The sequence below is a fragment of the Nonomuraea africana genome, assembly GCF_014873535.1.
GTDB lineage: Bacteria > Actinomycetota > Actinomycetes > Streptosporangiales > Streptosporangiaceae > Nonomuraea > Nonomuraea africana.
Genome location: NZ_JADBEF010000001.1, coordinates 7,040,815 through 7,058,803 on the forward strand (window position 1 = coordinate 7,040,815; position 17,989 = coordinate 7,058,803).

Here is a 17,989-nt window from a genome sequence, read left to right on the forward strand (position 1 = left end):
CTGCGCATCATCGCGGCCCTCTCGGTGATCGAGACCGGTGCGTCTTCGCCAACGTAGGCTTGCGGCGATCGGTCTTTGCTCACCAGGCTGACTGGGAGGATCCGTGACGCACAGCAGCACGTTCATGTCCTCGGCCTTCAGTTCCGCGCCGTGAGCAAGGAGAAGGAGCGAGACGACTCCGACGACTTCGGAGGGATCAGTTTCGGCCGGATGATCTTAACCCTGGCCGTCGTGGCTTTGGGGCGCCCCTGGGAGACGGTCAAGGAACTCTTCAGGTGGGTTCGTCGGCTGGGGCGTCGAATGCTCAGGCTCGCCTTGGCTCCGTTCCGACTGGCTACTTTGATCGTGTGGTCGCGTCTGGCAGGCCGACGTCCCACCTTCGAGGACCACCTTCACCGCGTCGACGAGGAGAAAGATCCCTCGTGACCGCCCCTCCTGGGGGAATGCCTTGGGACCACCTGCCGTCGTTCAAGAGGCTGTGAATCAGCGGGCGGCGAAGTCCTGCGTCCAGTAGATCTGCCCCTTCGCGTCCTTGGCCGCGCCCACCCCGATGAGGGTGTACGAGCAGTTCATGATGTTCTTCCGGTGGCCGTCGCTGTTCATCCAGCCCTTGACCACCTCAGCCGCCGACCGCTGCCCCATGGCGATGTTCTCGCCCAAGGCCGAGCCGGTGAAGCCGGTCGCACGAATGCGGTCCGCCATGTCGCGGCCGTCCTGGGAGTCGTGGTCGAAGTAGTCGTTCTTCGCCATGTCGGCCGAGTGCCCGAACGCTGCCCTGCGCAGCCGCGCGTCGTGCTTGAGCGGGTGGCAGCCTCCCTTGACCCGCTCGGCGTTGGTCAGCCGGACGACCTCGTTCTCCAATGCCGTGCCGACGGAGGAGATGGCCTCTTTCCGCTCGGAAACCGGCGGCGCCCCTGTCTCCCGCGTCGTGGGGATGGGGGTTGGGGTGACGCAGGTCAGTTGTACGGCCTTGGACTTGGCGGTGCCGCCCCGGTAGTCGGTGGCGACCGCATAGTACGTGCCCGGCTTGCAGGGCATCTTCAGGGTGATGCGGCCCTTCCTGGTGGCGCCGCTTTTGACGACCGGATCGTCGCCGGGGACGGCGCGCTTGACCTGGATGCGCAGCAGCGCCGGGCGCACACAGCCACGGCGGACGGCCGAGGTCTGGATCCTGAGCGTGGAGGTGCCCGGCCTGGCCACGCTCACGCGGCACTCGTCCGATTCGGAGGTCAGCTCGGGAGCCGCCTCCTCGGTCTGCGTCGGTGTCGAGGCCGGCGCCGCACCCTCCGGCGCTGCTCCGGCTGCCCCGCCGGCGGACGGGGTGCAAGAGACGAGGCTGGCGACAACGGCGAGTACCCCTAGGGGTCGACGCATGAGGGATCCTCCGGTGGAGGGAGACGGTGGTGGTCCCGCATTCTGTCGGATCCAATACCGACTTGTCACGACAATACGGACATTTCACCCCGTGGGTAATGTCAACCCAGCACCCAACGCCGGGCCGAGCCCGTACATGTACGACCTGGCCGACCAACGCACCGGCGGCCTTCCCGAGGATCCCACGTACGCCGCCGGGAAGCAGGACCTCGCCAAGGTGAGCGTGACCTTCCGCGTGTCCGGCACGGCCGCCCCCTCGACTCTCAAGCTGGAGCTCTCCTCCGACGACGGCACGAACTGGCGTGCCATTCCAGTCCATCGCACCGCGACGGGATGGACCGCCATGGTGCCGAACCCACGCACGCCGTCGCGCTGGGACTAAACAACTGTGGCCGCGTGGGAGGCAAGGCCATCAACCTGACGCGGGGGCCCCGGCTGTGAAGTGATCGGAGTGCGTGGCTAGGGTTGGTGCTCGCAGTACCGGCGACGCTCACAGGGCGGAAAGCTCCAGGTGCCGCGTCGTCCCGGGCCCTCCGCGCCCTCAGGCCGGGTCCTTACCCCGGCCTGGCTCAGGCCACCCACCGTGATCCTTGAGGATCGAGGTGCCCGTACATGACTCCCCTGAGCACCTCCGGAAGGGCGACGGCATCAGCATCGCCGGAGTAGAGATCAATGAGCTCATTCCACCGCGACGCCGCAGGTCACGGCTTCGTTGAGGATCATCGTTCTTGATCCAGAAGCAGGAAGACCCCTGGTAGAAGGGTTGTCGACCAAGAGCAACCATCTCCACCAGGGGCCTGTGTGCTGTTCTACCGTGCCGCGCTGCCGTTGTCATCCCAGACCTTGAGCTACCTGGCCGGTGTGCTGCGGCGGCACCGCGCGGCGATCAGATCCACCCGACGGCGCCTCAACCCCGGCCAGCAGGCCATGCTCGTGCTGGTCTACCTGCGCAAAGGCGAGACGTTCGCCGAGATCGCCGCCGGGTTCGGCGTGGGGACGGCCACCGCCTGGCGCTACGTGCGGGAGTCCGTCGACCTGCTCGCCCGTCGCTCGCCCCGCCTGGAGCAGGCCTTACGCGCCGCCAAGCGCACCGGCTACGCCTTCGTGGTGCTGGACGGCACGCTCATCCCCATCGACCGCCTGGCTGCAGACCGGCCCTTCTACTCCGGCAAGCACAAGAAGCATGGCATGAACATCCAGGTCATCGCTGCTCCGGACGGCACCCCGCTGTGGACCTCGGGATCGCTGCCCGGCTCAGTCCATGACCTCAAGGCAGCTCGCATCTGGGGCATCATCCGCCGACTCAAGAGCGCCGACTTGGTCACCCTCGCAGACAAGGGCTACATCGGCGCAGGTGAGCACGTACGCGTGCCCTACAAGGGCAAGAACAAGCCGGCCTCGCAGAAGAGCGCGAACTCCGCCCACGCCAAGCTCCGCGGCCCCGGCGAGCGCGCCAACGCGCAACTGAAGGCCTGGCGCATCCTGCGCAAACTCCGCTGCTGTCCCCTTCGCGCAGGTCAACTCGTCAAGGCGATCCTCGTCCTACAACTCCGTGAAGCCCGCTGAAATGGGTTCACTGGGACGTCCTGCTGGCTGAGTTCGAAGGCGATCCGTGCCGCCGACCACTTATGGCTGCGGCGCATAGTTTCGATCTGTACGACAACGTCGCCTGGGGTCGCGGTGGGTTGCCGGTGCGGCGTCGAGGGCCGGTCGACTAACCCGAGGTCGCCGAACTGCCGGTATCGATTCACCCATTTCGACGCCGTGGCTCGCGAAATGCCCATTTCGGCGGCCACGCGGGAAATCGGTCGGCTCCGGCACCGCTCCACCAGTCGCCGCCTGCCTTCGACCGACAGCGGCGAGTTGCGGTGCGTCATCCTGCGTCCTTCTGTCTGAACTTCTTGCGAGGTTTGCTTGCGGATCTGCCGAATATCGGATGTGTCGTCCGGGTAGTCGCGGCCAATCAGGTGGCCGACCGGACAGTCCCGACGGGGATCATCCTGCGGTTGAGCAGAGCCTTGAGCGCGCTGCGTTGCATGGTGCCGGTTAGGGTCTGAGCACGATCTTGCCGTGGGTGTGTCGGCGTTCGAGTTCGGTGTAGGCCTGGCGGACCTGCGTCAGCGGGTAGACGTTGGCGATCGGGACTTCGAGGTGTCCGTCGGCGATCAGGGCGGCCAGTTCGGCAAGTACCTCGGCGCCCGGTCTGGCGTTGGTTCCGGGTTCGGTCTTGACTCCGTACTTCGCGGCTGCCGCGAAATCGGCGATGGTGTCGATCCGTTCGACCGCGACGCCGAGGGCAAGGGCCAGTTCGACGTACCCGCCGCCGTGGGTGTCGATGAAGGCATCGATGCCGCTCGGTGCGGCGGCCTTGATCCGGTCGGTGACGCCGTCACCGTATGCGACCGGGATCACACCGTGTGTTTGCAGACACTCGTGGTTGTGCTGGCTCGCCAGGCCGATGACCGTGGCTCCGGCACGGCGAGCGAGCTGAACGGCGAGCGAGCCGACTCCTCCGGCTGCTGCGGAGACGATAACGGTCTCCCCTTTGTCGAGCTGCATGGAATCTACTGCCCCCCGCAGTCACCCCGGCGACGTACAGGCCGCCAGCCACCTCCCAGGGGACGCCGTTCGGTTTGGGTGTGAGGTTGTTGACGTCGACCAGGACCAACTCGGCCTGGGCGGCCCGCCGCTCGGAGAACCCAATCACCTCGTCGCCGACCACGAATCGGTCGACTCCGGCGCCGACCTCGGCGACAACTCCGGCGAGGTCGCTGCCCTGCCCGGATGGAAAGGTCGAGGGAAAGATGTCGGCCATCGCGCCGGTGCGTATGGCCGCCTCACCGGGGTTGATGCCTGCGGCCTTGACCCGCACGAGGACCTGCCCGTACTCGGGCACTGGCCGGTCGACCTCGTCGACCCGCAACACCTCGATTCCGCCGAACTCGTCGTATCTGACTGCCTTTGTCATTGTCTTGCTTCTCCTGTGGCGCGCGATGCGCGGCTGACGTCGAGAACGGGAATGGTTCGTGCCGGTGTGGCTATTACCAGGGCACCGTTCCGGCGTCGTCGAAGAATCCGCCGGTCGGTCCGTCGTCGGGCAGGGTCGCGAGGTGAATCGCGATGGCCGCGCCCTGTTGTGGTGTGCGGACGCCTTGGAAGCCGTTGAGGTCGGTGGCGGTGAAGCCGGGGCAGCCGGAGTTGATCAGGATGTTGGTGTCGCTCAGTTCCTTGACGTATTGGATAGTGAGGGCGTTGAGGAAGGTCTTCGAGGCCAAGTAGGCGGCCGGAACCTGGCCCATGTCGATGCCGGGTGTGGTTTGCAGGGCGAGCGAGCCGACGCTGCTGGACATGTTGACGATCCGTGGTGATGCCGAGTCGCGCAGCATCGGCAGCATCGCGTTGGTGACCCGGATGACCCCGATCACGTTGGTTTCCACGACAGCTCGCACGGTCGCGGGATCGACCGTGGTAGGTGTCTGCGGCACGCCGCCAGTGATCGCGGCATTGTTGACCAGAACATCGAGCCCTCCGGCATGGCCGGCGATCAGCTCGGCCGCCGCGGCCACACTTGCGTCGTCGGTCACGTCGAGCGGCACACCGAACGCATCGGTCCCGGCCGCGCGCAGCTTCTCCACCGCGGTGTCGCGGCGTTGTTGATCCCTCGCGCCCACACCGATTCGCCAGCCAAGCGCGCCCAGGCCAGCGGCGATCTCGTATCCGATTCCCTTGTTCGCGCCGGTCACCAGCGCAATCGTCCGTTCACTCATACCGTCGATCATGTTGCGGACTCGGGTGGGGCGTCCAAGACCGGTCGGGTGGGCGGCGATACCGCACGGGTATTGGTCGTGGTCAGCGCCGGATACGATGAGCGGGTGGAGACGCGGGAGTTGCGATACTTCGTCGCCGTCGCCGAGGAGTTGCACTTCGGGCGGGCGGCACAACGGCTCGCGATGGCGCAACCACCACTGTCGCGGGCGATCCAGCAGCTGGAACGGCGGCTCGGAGTCGTTCTGCTGCACCGCACTGCTCGCGCCATCGCCTTAACCGAGGCCGGGTCGGTGCTGCTGCGGGAGGCCCGGACCGCGCTCGACGCGGTCGAAGCCGCCGAGCGGCGAACCCGCCGTGCCGCGGGCGACCAGCCGGGTGTGGTGCTGGCCGCCAAGGCCGGAGCGTCCAGGGAACTGTTGTCGAAGCTTCTGGACGCCTACGCCGCTGAACCGGGCTCAGTGGCAGTCGAGGTGATGTTGTGCGGGCCGGGCGAGCCGGAAAGTCTGCTGCGCACCGGGCGTGCCGACGTTGCTCTGCTCCACCGGCCTTACGACACGACAGCCGGATTCGACACCGAGGATCTGCACACCGAACAGCAGGTCGTGGTCCTGCCCAAGGGTCATCCCCTCGCCAACCGGGCGCATCTGTCGTTAGTCGAGGTCAACGCCCAGACGGACCTGCCCCTGCCGCGCTGGCCTGGACGAGATGGCGGCCATCCGGACGGCCCCGGCCCGCAGGTGCGCGACCATACCCAACTGTTCCAACTGATCGCGCTCGGACTGGCCTGCGCCGTCGTACCCGAGTCGCTCCGAGACCAGCTACGCGACGACCACGCCATCGTGCCGGTGCCGGACGCACCGGCCGTCACGACCGTCATCGCCTGGCCACCACACAGCAGATCCAAAGCCGTCGCCGACCTCGTCCGCACCGCGACACGCCTCTAGCCGATACCCGCTGCACAATCCGAGGTTCTCCCGCTGGTCACAGCAATATCGTCTTCCGGTCAGCGACTGGCGACAAGATCCGACCGCTCATGCCGGATTGACGAAGTTCAGCCGGGGTGTGTCCAGTTAACGGTGTATCTCGATCTTGATTAGTTATCGGGTGGTCGGGTTCAGGCGGCCTTCGAAGGTGATGGCGAAGGCGTTCAAAGCGGCTTTCCAGCGGGTGATCCAGCGTTTGCGGCCCTTGCCGGTCGGGTCCAGGCTCATGATGGCCATGTAGACGCACTTGAGCGCGGCTTGCTCGTTCGGGAAGTGGCCGCGGGCCTTGACTGCCCGCCGGATGCGGGCGTTGACCGACTCGATGGCGTTGGTGGAGCAAATCACCCGGCGGATCTCGGTGTCGAAGTTGAGGAAGGGCACGAATTCGGCCCAGGCGTCCTCCCATAGCTTCACGATCGCCGGGTACTTGCCGCCCCAGGTCTCGGCGAACTCGTAGAAGCGCTCGAGCGCGGCGGCCTCGGTCGGGGCGGTGTAGACGGGCTTGAGGGCCTTGGCGATGGCGTCCCAGTGCTGGCGGGCGGCGTAGCGGAAGCTGGCGCGCAACAGGTGAACGACACACGTTTGCACCACCGCCTGCGGCCAGACGGTCTCGATGGCCTGAGGCAGCCCCTTCAGGCCGTCGCAGACCACCATCAGCGCGTCAGCGACGCCGCGGTTCTTGATCTCGGTCAGCACGTGCAGCCAGAACTTGGCGCCCTCTCCGCCGTCGCCGGCCCATAGCCCGAGGATGTCACGCTCGCCGTCGACGGTGACCGCCATCGCCACGTAGATCGGCCGGTTGGCGACCTGGCCCTCACGCAGCTTGACGTGGATAGCGTCAATGAAGATCACCGGATAGACGACATCGAGCGGCCGGTTCTGCCACTCGGCCATCCCCTCCAGCACCTTGTCGGTGATGGTGGAGATGGTCTGCTTGGAGACCTCAGCGCCGTAAACCTCGGCCAGGTGCGCGGAGATCTCGCCGGTGGTCAGGCCCTTGGCGGCCAGCGAGATGACCATCTCATCCACCCCGGACAGCCGTCGTTGCCGCTTGCGCACGATCTTCGGCTCGAAGCTGCCGTCCCGATCGCGGGGGACGGTGATCTCCACCGGCCCGACGTCGGTGATGACGGTCTTGGCCCGGCTGCCATTGCGGGTGTTGCCCGTCTCGCCGCCGGAGCGTTCGTGCTTGTCGTAGCCGAGATGGTCGGTGATCTCGCCTTCGAGAGCGGACTCCAGTACCAGCTTGGTCAGCCGGCCCAGCAGCCCGTTCTCCCCGACCAGTTCGACTCCTTCGGCCCGCGCCTGGTCGACCAGCTTGGCCACCAGCTCCCGATCCGTCGAGTTGTCCGGCTTCTTGCGCGCCACCGCGGCGTCCTCCAGGTCGATCTCCGTCGATGCCTGGATCACAGTACTCATCAGGTGCGTTCTCCTTGATCAGGAGTTACACCGAAAACCGTACAGTCCCTTCAGCCGTGACCACCACCGACGACAACGTCATGGCCAGCAACACTTAGCGCTGGCTTCCATCAGCTGAGGGGCCACGGTGATTCCGGACAGCCGTCTTATGGGCGTAGCCTATGCGGCCGTTTGGGTTGAAAGGGACTCGTTGAGTACTTCCAGGGGTGGCCGGTAGCCGAGCGCCGAGTGCAGGCGGCGGCGGTTGTAGAACCCTTCGATGTAGCGGATGACCTGCCGTTTCGCCTTGGCTCGGGTGGTGAAGACGAAGCGGTGCAGCCATTCGTTCTTGAGCACGCTGAAGAACGACTCGGCCATCGCGTTGTCATAGCAGACCCCGGTGCGGCCGACCGAGCGGCGGATGCCCAGGCCGGTCAGGAAGCGGCCGAACTCATCAGAGGTGTAGTTCGAGCCGCGGTCGGTGTGGAATACAGCAGCGGGCTGGAGTAGGCCAGTGCCGGCCGCCATCCGGACTGCGTCCTTGATCAGGTCGGTGCGGTAGTGGCCGGCCATCGCCCAGCCCAGAACCGCCTTGCTGTGACAATCGATCACGGTGGCCAAGTAGAGGAAGCCCTCCCAAGTGCGGATATAGGTGATGTCGCCGACCAGCTTGGCGCCTGGCCGCTCGGCGGTGAAGTCGCGGGCGACCAGGTCGGGGATACCGCGATAGTCGCCGTGCACGGTGGTGATTGGCCGAAAAGCCCGTACCTGGGCCGGGACCAGGCCCAGCTCACGCATCAGGGCCCGCACCAACTCGGCTGAGCAGTGCTCACCGCGGCGCAGCAGAGCGGCGTGCACACGCCGGTAGCCGTAGGTCTCGTGCGAGCCGGCGAAGACCTCGGCAACCAGAGCGGCCAGCAGCGTCCGGCGTTGCGCGGTGGCCGAGGCCGGCCCTGAGGGGCCACGGTGATTCCGGACAACCGCCTTATGGGCGTAGCCTATGCGGCTGCTTGGGATGAAAGGGACTCGTTGAGTACTTCGAGGGGTGGCCGGTAGCCGAGCGCCGAGTGCAGGCGTCGTCGGTTGTAGAACCCTTCGATATAGCGGATGACCTGTCGTTTCGCTTTGGCGCGGGTGGTGAAGACAAAGCGGGCGAGCCATTCGTTCTTGATCGTGCTGAAGAACGACTCGGCCATCGCGTTGTCGTAGCAGATCCCGGTGCGGCCGACCGAGCGGCGGATCCTGCACCTGCCGAAAACTCCGTCCATGCAGTTCAAGCGGCATGTCGGTATTCGTGGAGGACTCCGCCGAGCCGGTCTCGTCGGTCAACAGCGCCCGATCGGCCCAGTCCGGCCTGGGCTGGGCGACCTGGCGACGCAGCACCGTGACCTCATGCCGCAACACCAAGATCTCCACCTCTTTGGAGGCGCTGCCCCGAGTGAGCAGCACCAGCCAGCCGAACACCTGACCCACCAGCAGATACAGAAGTCGAAACAGCACGGGAGCTGAGCTTAGAAGACCAGGTCAGACCCTCATTGCCAGTTTCTGGCACCGGACAGGTTCACCCCTGTGGGGCTGGCTGCTTGGCGGGAGCCCAGCCGGCCAGGAACGCCAGGGCCTGCGCTGAGCGGGAGTCCGGCTCGGCCGTGTAGACGAGCAGTGTCTGATCCACTGTGCCTCGCACATCCAGCACCTGGAAGTCGAGGCTGAGCTCTCCGGCGGTCGCGTGCACGAAGTCCTTGCGGCCGTAGTGCTGGGCACGGACCTGGTGAGTGGACCACCATCGGCGGAAGTCGGCGTCCTTCATGGACAGTTCCCCGACGAGACGGGCGAGCTCGGGGTCTTCCGGATAGCGGCCGGCGTCCATTCTGAGGTAGGCGACGCACTCGCGGGCCACCGTGCCCCAGCGGGCGTAGAGTCCTCGAACGTCAGGATCGAGAAATGTCAGCCATATGAGGTTGCGTCGTTCCGGAGGCAGCTTGCCGAAGTCGGTGATCAGTGCGGCGCCCAGACTGTTCCAGGCCAGAACGTCCATCCGCCGGCCCAGCACAAGTGCGGGCACACCTGTCAGGCTGTCCAGCAGCAGTTGGGTGGCCGGGGACACGCGCTGCCTGCGGGGCGCCGACGAACGCGCTCGGGAAGCGGCGTAGTCCGCACCTGCCGCGCACTGCCGCAGGTACTCCTCCTCATCGGGGCGAAGGTTCAGGGCCCGCGCGAGCGCTGAGAGAATCGCGGGCGAAGCGGACTTAACCCGGCCCTGCTCCAGGCGGACGATGTAGTCCGAGCTGACACCCGCGAGCGTGGCCAGTTCCTCGCGCCGCAATCCCGGCACCCGGCGATGCCCGGACGACGGAATACCAGCCTGCTCGGCGCTGATCCGGGCTCGACAGGCACGCAGGTACTCACCCAGTTCAGTCGGCATTGAAATCACTCCTAACCATCATGTGCCGAGAGACGCCCTGAGTCATCATGCGCTCGGGCCGATCCGGTCTGGCTCCTCCGACCGGCGCGCCGCCGGGGCACGGCGGCACACCATGCCCCCAGCGACCCGCGGCCTGCCAGCTGCGCACGGCAGCCGCCGCTCCTGGACAGCCTGCCCCGCGAGCCGGTGAGACCAGAGAATCACCCTCCAGCCCTGGTGTCGTCGTGGTCGGTGGACAGAGCCAGGTGCCGCCAGGCCGCGGACTCCTCTCGGAGCTGTTCGATCTTGCGGTCCATCTCCGCCGCGCAATCGCTGCCGAGCTGGGCACGAAGGGGCGGGGTGCCGGCGTCGACGAGGGTGAGGATGGCCGCCGCACCCTTGACGGGGTCTCCGGGCTGGGCATGGTTGAGTCCGGGGACGGCTCCACGCATGGCGCCGGACGTGCGAGCGTAGTCGGCGATGACCTCGTCCTGGGTGTGCAGGCTGCTGGCGTCGAGGAAGTCGGTGCGGAAGTAGCCCGGCTCGACAATCGTGACATGGATCCCCAACGGGGCCAGTTCCTGGCGCATCGCCTCGGAGATCCCCTCGACGGCGAACTTGGTGGAGCAGTAGATGCCGAAGCCGGCGACGCTCCTGAACCCTCCGATCGAGCTGAGGTTCAGCACGCGGCCCGACCCCTGCCGGCGCATCACCGGCAGCACGGCACGGGTGACGTTCAGAAGACCGAAGACGTTCGTGTCGTAGACCGCGCGTACTTCGGCATCCGATGCCTCCTCCACCGCGCCCAGCAGGCCACGCCCGGCGTTGTTGACCAGGACGTCGATCCCCCCGAACCGCTCCACTGCGGCCGTTGCCGCGGCACGGGCCTGCGACTCGTCCGTGACATCCAGCTTCACGGCGAGCAGCCGGTCAGCGTACTCGGGCAGCTGCTTCTCGATGGCCTGGGGATCACGCGCGGTCGCCACGACGTTGTCTCCGCGCTCCAGTGCCTGGCGGACGGTCTCCAGACCGAAACCCCGGGATGCGCCGGTGATAAACCATGTGGTCATTTCTTGCTCCCTACAAATCGATGCTACGTGTACTGGTTGTCGTCCATGCTCACCGGATCCGAGACAGTCATCCAGGGAAGGATCTGCATAGGAACCGCCGCCCGACCTTGTGCCCCCGAACGCCGTGGCAGGCGGGGAAGGCACATGAACGCCGTTGCGCGGGGCGCTGCGTGGCGTGCGGCGAGGAGGGGCGGCCCTACCTGGTTCGAACGGCGATGGCCCCCGCTGCCAGAGCAAACAGCGCCACCAGCAGGCCGAACCATGAGAAGGCCGCCTGCAGGCCGAGCCACGGTTCGACCACGCCCAGGACGACGATGGGCATGCTCACCGCGATATAGGCGATGGCGAAGAACCCCGAGACTATGGAGGCATCCCCCTCGGCCCTGGTTGCCGCGGTAACGGTGCTCGTCGAGCCCATGAAGCACAGGCCGAAGCCCGCGCCGGTGATCGCCGCACTGGCAAAGAACACGAGGGCGTGTCCGCCGCCGAACCCGGTGACCGACACGGCCACCCCTGCGACGAGAAGTACACAGCCCGACAGCGACGCGGCCCCGCCGTTCAGCCCCCGCACCAGCATTGGGGCGAGCCCGCCGCACCCCTGCCGGTCAGCTCCAGGACCGTGCCCTGCTCCGGCTCGCGCCAGGCGCCGTCGATGTACAGCTTGGTGTATTCACGCATGGTGATCTTCTCTCGTCAGGGGACCAAGGGCCGTAGCCGGAATCCGTCTTCCGGCGCTTGCCTGTTGGTGGCCAGTTGAGATTCCCCACTCGCGGCCACTTAGAGCGCAGGTCGGCCCGGCATTCGGGCTCTAGAGCAGCCTCTAGACCTAGAGGGGCACGGCTCTAGGGCGTGTCGCGTGGATCTTTGATGGTGGTGGGTGTGGATTCCACTGTGGCGCGCGCTCATCAGCATGCCGCCGGAGCTCGTCGTGAGCCGCCCGCCGACATCCCGTCAAAGGGGACGGCGTAGATCACAAACCGGGCACGGGCCGGGAGGCGCTGGGCCGCTCACGGGGCGGGTGGAGCACGAAGATTCACCTGGTCGCCGACCGGCGCTGCCGGCCGATCGCCCGGATCATCAGCCCCGGTCAGCACGGCGATAGCCCGTACTTCCGGCGCATCCTGGAGCGGGTGCGCATCCGGCGTCGCGGTCTGGGCCGTCCTCGCCGGCGTCCGATACGTGTGCTGGCCGACAAGGCCTACTCCTCGCGCGCCAATCGCGCCTACCTGCGCCGGCGCGGCATCCAGGCGGTCATCCCGATCAAGAAGGATCAGCAGGCCAACCGACTCAACCGGGGGCGTAAGGGCGGGCGACCGCCCGGCTTCGACGCCGAGCGGTACAAGGAGCGCAATACCGCCGAGCGGTGCGTCAACAAGCTCAAGGGCCACCGCGCGGTGGCCCTTCGCACCGACAAGCGCGAACGCATCTACGAGGGCACCATCGACGTCGCCTCGATCCGGATCTGGCTCCGTGACCATGTCCTATGATCCACGGGACACGCTCTAGGTCCAGAGGGCTTTCGGGAATTTCAGGAGGCACCCACGAAGGTGGGGGCGGAAGGCCCCTTCCGGAGTAGGAGGGCCTTCCGCCTGAGGCATCACTGGGCAGTGCGTCCTCGCGATCCAGCATCACCCCCGGCCGCCCGGACTCCTGTCACGACACGCGGCAAGACGCGCTCAGCTACCGTGGCGCCCACCGCCGGACACACCGGGGGAAGGGCCGCCGTGGGCACCGCGGGCACTGTGGGCACCGTCCACCAGCTGAAGGTCACCTTGCGCGGGGTCCACCCGCCCGTCTGGCGACGCGTCCACGTGCCGTCGACGGCGACCCTGGACCAGCTGCACGAGGTCATCCAGGTCGCACTCGGCTGGGAGCAACACCACTTGCACCTGTTCGGCAAAGGCGACCTCGAGTACGGCGACAACGCCCGCGACGAGACGAGCGTGACGCTGGCCGGCCTGATCCCGCGGGCCGGGGACTGGCTCGGCTACCGCTACGACTTCGGCGACATGTGGGACCACGACATCGAGGTGGAGAAGATCCACCGGGCGGCGAAGAACACCGCCTATCCGCGTTGCAGCGGCGGCGGCCGCGCCTGCCCGCCGGAAGACAGCGGCGGCCCGGAAGGCTACGAGGAGCACATGCGGGCCCTGCGCCACCGCAAGGGCTGGAAGTACCGGGTGGCCAAGTCCATCTACGGCACCACCCGCTGGGACCCGGCCCGCTGGGACCGCGTCGACGTCAACGCCGACCTGGGCAGGCTGGCCAAGCTGTGGGCCAAGCAGGCCGCCGCGGCCCGGCAGCAGGCCAAGGAGGCAAAGAAAGCGGAGGCGAAGGAGAGGGCGAGAGAGAAGGCGGCGGCCACCGCGCCGGCGAAGGCCTCGCCGACCCCGTCATCACCCCCGTCCTCACCTGGCCGGAAGGCGAACACGGCCCCGGCGTCGGCGCCGGTGTCCTGCCCGGTGTGCAGCACGCCGATCGCCCAGGCCCGCACCGGCCGCCCGGCCCGCTACTGCGGAACCCCCTGCCGCCAGGCCGCCCACCGAGCCCGCCGACGTCCCACCGAGACCGCCTCTCGCGCGGCACGGCTACGCGAGCGCCTGGCCGACGACGCGGCCGCCGCCCGCCAGCTGGCCGACGAACTGGCCGCCGCGCTCCCCACCGTCGACGGCGGTGGCCAGGGCGCCGCACAGCCGATCGGGTGGGAGAGCGACATCATCGCGCTGGCAGGCCGTCTGACCAGGCTGGCCGGCGCCATCGGCGCCAGCGCCCGTGACCACCAGGCCGCCGCGGCCGACCGGCAAGCACCGCCGACCGCGTAGCGGCCGGTGTCCGCTGGCATCACTGCCGCGAACCTGGCCAGGCCGCAGCGATCTACTACGCTCTGCGAGGTCCGTCGTATCCGTGCTGTGGGAACGGCCAGCTGCGGAGGCCGCCTTCACCCAGCCAGTCGGCGAGGGCTGGTGTGGCGAGACCCGGCCCCGCAGGGCGGCTGGGGCACGGATGCGACGCACGCCCTGGCCCTGACCCCGGCCGGCCTACTCCGAGCACCGGAGAAGCTCTCGGGGCAGGCCGCCCGCGGCAAGCCCCCGCTCTTTCGTGGGGTCGTCCGCTGGAGGCACAGGGCAGTGCGCACCCACCAGCCATCCTGACCCGAGCCCGCCCGGAACGCCCGCATGACACACGGACAGCTCGACGATGGTTGAGGATGAAGACACGCGTGCCCTCTGGCTCCTCCGATTGCGACAACTCTCGGCACCTCACCGATGCCGTCAACTTAGGTTGACGATCGAGGGGAAGGTCAACTAAGGTTGACGCATGACCGAAGTTGATATTTCGTCGATCACCGAGAACACCGATCCCATCGAAGCACTGCGCGAGGCAGCCACGCTGCGCCACCGCCTGGAAGGACAGGAAGAGGTTCTCGTGCACCGGGCGCGGGTGGCAGGGACAACGTGGACGCAGATCGCCGAGGCGCTGGGGGTCTCAAAGCAGGCCGTACACAAGAAGTACGGCGGCCGACGCCTGTTCGGCCGGACGGAGGCCTGACGATCATGACCTCGCTCCTCGATGATCTGGCAAGACGAACGGCGGAGCGGCTCGGCGCCCGACAGCGTGGCGTCGTCGTGGTGGGTGCCGTCCGGGGCGGGCAGTCCGCACTGCACGGCGCAGACCCCGGCACGCTGTTCGAGATCGGTTCCGTCACCAAGACGTTCACCGCGCTGGCCCTGGCCCAGCTCACCGTGCGTGGCGCCGTGGGGCTGGACCAACCGCTTCGCGACCTGCTACCCCGCGACATCACGGCTCCGGAACGCGGCGGTGAGGTCATCAAGCTGGCTCACCTGGCCTGCCACACTTCCGGCCTGCCCCGGCTGCCCAAAGGCCTCCTGCCGCGAGGCCTGTTCCGATCGGACCCCTACGCTGGCTGCACGGGCGAGCTCCTGCTGGACGGATTTCGGCGCACCCGTTTGCGGTCGGTGCCCGGTACCCGCTTCCGCTACTCCAACTTCGGCGCCGGCCTGCTCGGGCTCGCCCTGGCACGCCACACCGGCACCGACTACGACACGCTTATTCAGGCCGAGATCTGCCGGCCCCTCGGCATGACCGACACCCACGTGGTTCTCGACCCCGGACGCACCGCACGACTGGCCGCCGGCCACTCCCGCACCGGCCGCCCCCGCCCACCCTGGCACCTGGCCGCCCTCGCCGGCGCCGGCGGCCTGCACTCCACCGTGCCCGACCTGCTCACGCTGGCCCGGGCCCAGATCGGCCCCGCACCCGAAGAACTCGCCGAAGCCATCGCTCTCACCCACACCACCGCCCACCGCATCAACGCCAGAGCCGCCATCCATCCCGGCTGGATCTCGGCCAACCTGCCCCGCAGCCAGCACCGGATCCTGTTCCACACCGGCGGCACCGGCGGCTACCGCAGCCTGCTGGCCATAGCCCCCGAACACCGAGCCGCAGTCGTCATCCTCAACGCCAACACCCGACCCGTGGACCGTCCCGGCCTCAACCTGCTCGCACAGATCATCAACTCCGCACCCGGTCCGGACCCCGTCCCGGCCGCCACCGGCGCCTGACCGGGGGCGGCCCACACCGACAGGTTTGACGCAGCCTCCGCTGGCGAACCCGCTGTTTGGACAGGTACGGGGTCGAGGAACGAAAGGACAGCCATTAGCGGTGAGATGGATCATGGTGCGGATGGTTGACATATCGAGCACCGCGACCTGCGGAAACATTCAAGATCGCGTTATCTCGACGGATTTGCCCCGCCATGTTCGGGGCCGAAAGCTGACTCAACACCGCTGGTCGTGCACCGCCCTGACCTGCTTGAACAGCCCGTACCGCTAACCCCTGTCCCGTCGTTCCTCGACTCCGGACCCGGCCAAGTGGGATCGCGCCGAGGTCAACGCCGACCTGGGCAAGCTCGCCAAGCTGTGGGCCAAGCGCGCTGCCGCAAAGGCCAAGCAGCAGGCCAAGGAGGCGAAGGAGCGGAGGCGAAGGAGAGGGCGAGAGAAAGGGCGGCGGCCACCGCGCTGGCGAAGGCCTCGCCGACCCCGTCATCACCCCCGTCCTCACCTGGCCAGAAGGCGAACACGGCCCCGGCCCCGATGTCGGCGCCGGTGTCTTGCCCGGTGTGCAGTACGCCGATCGCCCAGGCCCGCACCGGCCGCCCGGCCCGCTACTGCGGAACTCCCTGCCGCCAGGCCGCCCACCGAGCCCGCCGCCGTCCCACCGAGACCGCCTCTCGCGCGGCACGGCTACGTGAGCGCCTGGCCGCCGACGCGGCCGCCGTCCGCCAGCTGGTCGACGAGCTGACCGCGGCGATCGCCACGATCGGCGCCGCAGGCCTCGACCAGGACGCCGACGCCGGAGCGCCGAACGGGCGGGAGCGCGACCTGGCCGAACTGACAGAACGGCTGACCAAGCTGGTCGGCTCCATCAGCGTCCACGTCCGCGACCTGTCACGCTGTCCCGACCCCGGCCCGCCGCAGTGATCTTCCTCTTTCGCGGTCGGATTTGTGGAACCCTCCACGCCACGCTGTGAAGCACGCAGGGGGATCGGACACGGGACCACGGGACCACCGTGGTCCCGTGATCAGGACCGCTCTCCCCAGCCTTGACCGCAGGTGCCGCGCTCAGTCGAAGACCTGGGAGACCCCGGCCCGGATCCGCCGGGGATTGCTGTCGACGACCAGATACCAGTAGTCGTCGTAGGGCACCTCCAGGACGACGGGGCTGACGTCGTAGAAGCCGCCGTGATTGATTCGCAGGTCAGGCACCTGCGATGACTTTTGAAGCGGTACAGGCATCCTGCGTGCGCTGGAGCCGGCCGGAATCATCACCCTGGCCGACAAGGCGTATCAGGGAGCTGAGGTCCCGGTCGCCACGCCGTACAAGGGCAAGGACAAGCCCGCGTCGCAGAAACAGGCCAACCGCTCCCACGCCAAGCTCCGCGGACCCGGCGAACGCGCCAACGCCCAGCTGAAGAGCTGGAAGATCCTCCGGAAGCTACGCTGCAGCCCCGGCAAGGCCGGCCACCAGTGCAAGGCCATCGCGTCCTTCAAAACACCGCGTCGCACAGGCCGCCTGAGCATGAGCAGGTTCATTGTGTCGGTCGGCGCTGCGAGCATGACGAAATGATCGCGACCCCTGACGACTATGCCTGGTTCTCCTACGAGCGCTTCCCCGAGCTGGCGGAGGCCTACTGCTTCACCTACGTCCACGGCCGGACACCCGAGCAACTGGTGGTCCGGCTCGGTGGCCGGCCGGAGGATTTCACGCCCATGACGCTTGAGGAGCTGATCGAGACTCGCCACAGGAACAGCTACGACACCGCCTTTCTCGGCGCCACGACCATAGGCGACTGGGTGTTCATCGTTGAGCCCAACGGCGGGCTCGGCACCGATGAAGAAATCATCACTTCGTTGTCGGCGGGAACCCGCCTCGTCTCCCACTTCCGCGACGTCGAAGGCGTCGAGTGCTTCTACTGGAGCGAAGATGGAGAGCTCCGGTTCTGCTTCATCGCTGATGAAGGTTACTCGGAAGAGGTACCGGACGAGGTCGTGGAGATCATGCAGCGGATCGACGCCGATTACAGACACCTCTACCCCAGCGACGGGCCGGCGTTCCTCTTGGCCGAGCATCTCACCGGCATCACGCTGACACCGGAGCTGCTGGAGGGGTCCACCTACCTGTGCGGAATCATCCCCGAACCGAGGTGAGCAGGATCCATCGTCTGTGACCCCCTCCGGCCAGCCGCAGGATAGATCGCCTCGTGTGAGATCCGCATGGAGTCATCCTCGGGAAAATCACCGTTCAGCCGGTTGGAGATCTGCTCCGGGCTCCAGCACGTCGCCCATCGGCGATCTTGTCGCCATCCGCGTGGATGCGTTCCGTTCCGTCGCATCTCCCGCGAGATGGTCGACGGCGAACGCCCCAGGCGCCGCGCAACTCGCCGGCGAGGAAATCTGCCCGCGATACAACCTGAC

Annotated in this window: 19 protein-coding genes and 6 pseudogenes; 12 read left to right on the top strand and 13 right to left on the bottom strand. The window is 67.5% G+C overall.

Going from position 1 to position 17,989, the window contains the following annotated elements; genetic code table 11:
• Positions 1-150: 150 nt before the first annotated feature.
• A complete protein-coding gene (locus H4W81_RS33350) occupies positions 151-426 on the top strand; it encodes a hypothetical protein (RefSeq protein WP_192778437.1) in 276 nt (91 codons plus the stop codon).
• A gap of 57 nt (positions 427-483) precedes the next feature.
• Here H4W81_RS33350 and H4W81_RS33355 read toward each other — a convergent pair whose 3' ends face one another.
• Positions 484-1,206 (bottom strand): CAP domain-containing protein, encoded by a 723-nt coding sequence (locus tag H4W81_RS33355; protein WP_318782133.1) that lies wholly within the window; start codon positions 1,204-1,206, stop codon positions 484-486.
• A gap of 259 nt (positions 1,207-1,465) precedes the next feature.
• On the opposite strand from H4W81_RS33355, the gene H4W81_RS33360 reads away from it, so the two are divergent.
• Together H4W81_RS33360 and H4W81_RS33365 are read left to right on the top strand one after the other, a co-directional pair.
• Complete coding sequence (locus H4W81_RS33360; RefSeq protein ID WP_192778438.1) at positions 1,466-1,756, top strand: hypothetical protein; 291 nt, start codon at positions 1,466-1,468, stop codon at positions 1,754-1,756.
• A 419-nt stretch (positions 1,757-2,175) separates the two neighbouring features.
• Positions 2,176-2,940: a transposase family protein gene (locus H4W81_RS33365; protein WP_192778439.1), complete on the top strand. Its 765-nt coding sequence runs from the start codon at positions 2,176-2,178 to the stop codon at positions 2,938-2,940.
• A 5-nt stretch (positions 2,941-2,945) separates the two neighbouring features.
• On the opposite strand, the pseudogene H4W81_RS33370 reads toward H4W81_RS33365, so the two are convergent.
• The 4 genes and pseudogenes from H4W81_RS33370 to H4W81_RS33380 form a co-directional block, all read right to left on the bottom strand.
• Positions 2,946-3,251 (bottom strand): annotated as a pseudogene (locus H4W81_RS33370) (helix-turn-helix domain-containing protein); the annotation flags it as partial.
• 169 nt (positions 3,252-3,420) lie between these two features.
• Positions 3,421-3,933 carry a zinc-binding dehydrogenase gene (locus H4W81_RS47855; protein WP_225958915.1) on the bottom strand — a complete coding sequence of 171 codons (513 nt, stop codon included), beginning with the start codon at positions 3,931-3,933 and terminating at the stop codon, positions 3,421-3,423.
• Positions 3,934-4,033: 100 nt separating this feature from the next.
• Positions 4,034-4,342 (bottom strand): annotated as a pseudogene (locus H4W81_RS50225) (alcohol dehydrogenase catalytic domain-containing protein); the annotation flags it as partial.
• A gap of 73 nt (positions 4,343-4,415) precedes the next feature.
• Positions 4,416-5,141, bottom strand: a complete 726-nt coding sequence (locus H4W81_RS33380) for an SDR family NAD(P)-dependent oxidoreductase (protein ID WP_192778440.1) — start codon at positions 5,139-5,141, stop codon at positions 4,416-4,418.
• Between the two features lie 105 nt (positions 5,142-5,246).
• On the opposite strand from H4W81_RS33380, the gene H4W81_RS33385 reads away from it, so the two are divergent.
• Positions 5,247-6,086, top strand: a complete 840-nt coding sequence (locus H4W81_RS33385; protein ID WP_192778441.1) for a LysR family transcriptional regulator — start codon at positions 5,247-5,249, stop codon at positions 6,084-6,086.
• A gap of 153 nt (positions 6,087-6,239) precedes the next feature.
• On the opposite strand, the gene H4W81_RS33390 is transcribed toward H4W81_RS33385, so the two are convergent.
• From H4W81_RS33390 to H4W81_RS47865, 3 genes and pseudogenes are all read right to left on the bottom strand, one after another.
• The gene (locus H4W81_RS33390) at positions 6,240-7,544 is read right to left on the bottom strand and encodes an IS256 family transposase (RefSeq protein WP_192775003.1); all 1,305 of its coding nucleotides are present in this window, start codon (positions 7,542-7,544) and stop codon (positions 6,240-6,242) included.
• Between the two features lie 159 nt (positions 7,545-7,703).
• Positions 7,704-8,540, bottom strand: coding sequence for an IS3 family transposase (locus H4W81_RS33395; protein WP_318782522.1), 837 nt, complete (start codon positions 8,538-8,540; stop codon positions 7,704-7,706).
• A pseudogene (locus H4W81_RS47865) lies at positions 8,522-8,758 on the bottom strand (integrase core domain-containing protein); the annotation flags it as partial. The pseudogene H4W81_RS47865 and the gene H4W81_RS33395, both read right to left, overlap by 19 nt.
• Before the next feature lie 47 nt (positions 8,759-8,805).
• Between H4W81_RS47865 and H4W81_RS33400 the strand changes: the two are divergent.
• Complete coding sequence (locus H4W81_RS33400) at positions 8,806-8,991, top strand: hypothetical protein (RefSeq protein WP_192778443.1); 186 nt, start codon at positions 8,806-8,808, stop codon at positions 8,989-8,991.
• 93 nt (positions 8,992-9,084) lie between these two features.
• Here the strand turns inward: H4W81_RS33400 and H4W81_RS33405 are convergent, their stop codons facing one another.
• The 3 genes from H4W81_RS33405 to H4W81_RS33415 form a co-directional block, all read right to left on the bottom strand.
• Positions 9,085-9,945 (bottom strand): helix-turn-helix domain-containing protein, encoded by an 861-nt coding sequence (locus tag H4W81_RS33405; RefSeq protein WP_192778444.1) that lies wholly within the window; start codon positions 9,943-9,945, stop codon positions 9,085-9,087.
• 200 nt (positions 9,946-10,145) lie between these two features.
• Complete coding sequence (locus tag H4W81_RS33410; RefSeq protein ID WP_192778445.1) at positions 10,146-10,994, bottom strand: oxidoreductase; 849 nt, start codon at positions 10,992-10,994, stop codon at positions 10,146-10,148.
• Between the two features lie 196 nt (positions 10,995-11,190).
• The gene (locus H4W81_RS33415; RefSeq protein WP_192778446.1) at positions 11,191-11,571 is read right to left on the bottom strand and encodes a hypothetical protein; all 381 of its coding nucleotides are present in this window, start codon (positions 11,569-11,571) and stop codon (positions 11,191-11,193) included.
• Positions 11,572-11,968: 397 nt separating this feature from the next.
• Between H4W81_RS33415 and H4W81_RS33420 the strand changes: the two are divergent.
• The 5 genes and pseudogenes from H4W81_RS33420 to H4W81_RS47870 all read left to right on the top strand — a co-directional run.
• A pseudogene (locus H4W81_RS33420) lies at positions 11,969-12,481 on the top strand (IS5 family transposase); the annotation flags it as partial.
• A gap of 237 nt (positions 12,482-12,718) precedes the next feature.
• Positions 12,719-13,816, top strand: a complete 1,098-nt coding sequence (locus H4W81_RS33425; RefSeq protein ID WP_192778447.1) for a plasmid pRiA4b ORF-3 family protein — start codon at positions 12,719-12,721, stop codon at positions 13,814-13,816.
• Between the two features lie 496 nt (positions 13,817-14,312).
• On the top strand, positions 14,313-14,543 hold the full coding sequence (locus H4W81_RS33430) for a hypothetical protein (protein WP_192778448.1): 231 nt from the start codon (positions 14,313-14,315) through the stop codon (positions 14,541-14,543).
• 5 nt (positions 14,544-14,548) lie between these two features.
• Positions 14,549-15,577, top strand: a complete 1,029-nt coding sequence (locus H4W81_RS33435) for a serine hydrolase domain-containing protein (RefSeq protein ID WP_192778449.1) — start codon at positions 14,549-14,551, stop codon at positions 15,575-15,577.
• Positions 15,578-16,132: 555 nt separating this feature from the next.
• Positions 16,133-16,495, top strand: a complete 363-nt coding sequence (locus tag H4W81_RS47870; RefSeq protein ID WP_225958916.1) for a hypothetical protein — start codon at positions 16,133-16,135, stop codon at positions 16,493-16,495.
• Between the two features lie 141 nt (positions 16,496-16,636).
• Here H4W81_RS47870 and H4W81_RS33445 read toward each other — a convergent pair whose 3' ends face one another.
• Positions 16,637-16,780: a hypothetical protein gene (locus tag H4W81_RS33445; protein WP_225958917.1), complete on the bottom strand. Its 144-nt coding sequence runs from the start codon at positions 16,778-16,780 to the stop codon at positions 16,637-16,639.
• A 28-nt stretch (positions 16,781-16,808) separates the two neighbouring features.
• On the opposite strand from H4W81_RS33445, the pseudogene H4W81_RS33450 reads away from it, so the two are divergent.
• Positions 16,809-17,141, top strand: a pseudogene (locus tag H4W81_RS33450) (transposase family protein); the annotation flags it as partial.
• Positions 17,138-17,722, top strand: coding sequence for a DUF6461 domain-containing protein (locus H4W81_RS33455; RefSeq protein ID WP_192778451.1), 585 nt, complete (start codon positions 17,138-17,140; stop codon positions 17,720-17,722). The pseudogene H4W81_RS33450 and the gene H4W81_RS33455, both read left to right, overlap by 4 nt.
• 35 nt (positions 17,723-17,757) lie before the next feature.
• Here the strand turns inward: H4W81_RS33455 and H4W81_RS33460 are convergent.
• Positions 17,758-17,958, bottom strand: a pseudogene (locus H4W81_RS33460) (helix-turn-helix domain-containing protein); the annotation flags it as partial.
• Positions 17,959-17,989 lie beyond the last annotated feature (31 nt).

Excerpts from the sequence above, each read along its gene's own strand:
- H4W81_RS47855 (WP_225958915.1), bottom strand. The coding sequence starts at position 3,933 with ATGCAGCTCGACAAAGGGGAGACCGTTATCGTCTCCGCAGCAGCCGGA.
- H4W81_RS33380 (WP_192778440.1), bottom strand. The coding sequence starts at position 5,141 with ATGAGTGAACGGACGATTGCGCTGGTGACCGGCGCGAACAAGGGAATC.
- H4W81_RS33390 (WP_192775003.1), bottom strand. The coding sequence starts at position 7,544 with ATGAGTACTGTGATCCAGGCATCGACGGAGATCGACCTGGAGGACGCC.
- H4W81_RS33400 (WP_192778443.1), top strand. The coding sequence starts at position 8,806 with ATGTCGGTATTCGTGGAGGACTCCGCCGAGCCGGTCTCGTCGGTCAAC.
- H4W81_RS33405 (WP_192778444.1), bottom strand. The coding sequence starts at position 9,945 with ATGCCGACTGAACTGGGTGAGTACCTGCGTGCCTGTCGAGCCCGGATC.
- H4W81_RS33410 (WP_192778445.1), bottom strand. The coding sequence starts at position 10,994 with ATGACCACATGGTTTATCACCGGCGCATCCCGGGGTTTCGGTCTGGAG.
- H4W81_RS33415 (WP_192778446.1), bottom strand. The coding sequence starts at position 11,571 with ATGCTGGTGCGGGGGCTGAACGGCGGGGCCGCGTCGCTGTCGGGCTGT.
- H4W81_RS33430 (WP_192778448.1), top strand. The coding sequence starts at position 14,313 with ATGACCGAAGTTGATATTTCGTCGATCACCGAGAACACCGATCCCATC.
- H4W81_RS33435 (WP_192778449.1), top strand. The coding sequence starts at position 14,549 with ATGACCTCGCTCCTCGATGATCTGGCAAGACGAACGGCGGAGCGGCTC.
- H4W81_RS33455 (WP_192778451.1), top strand. The coding sequence starts at position 17,138 with ATGATCGCGACCCCTGACGACTATGCCTGGTTCTCCTACGAGCGCTTC.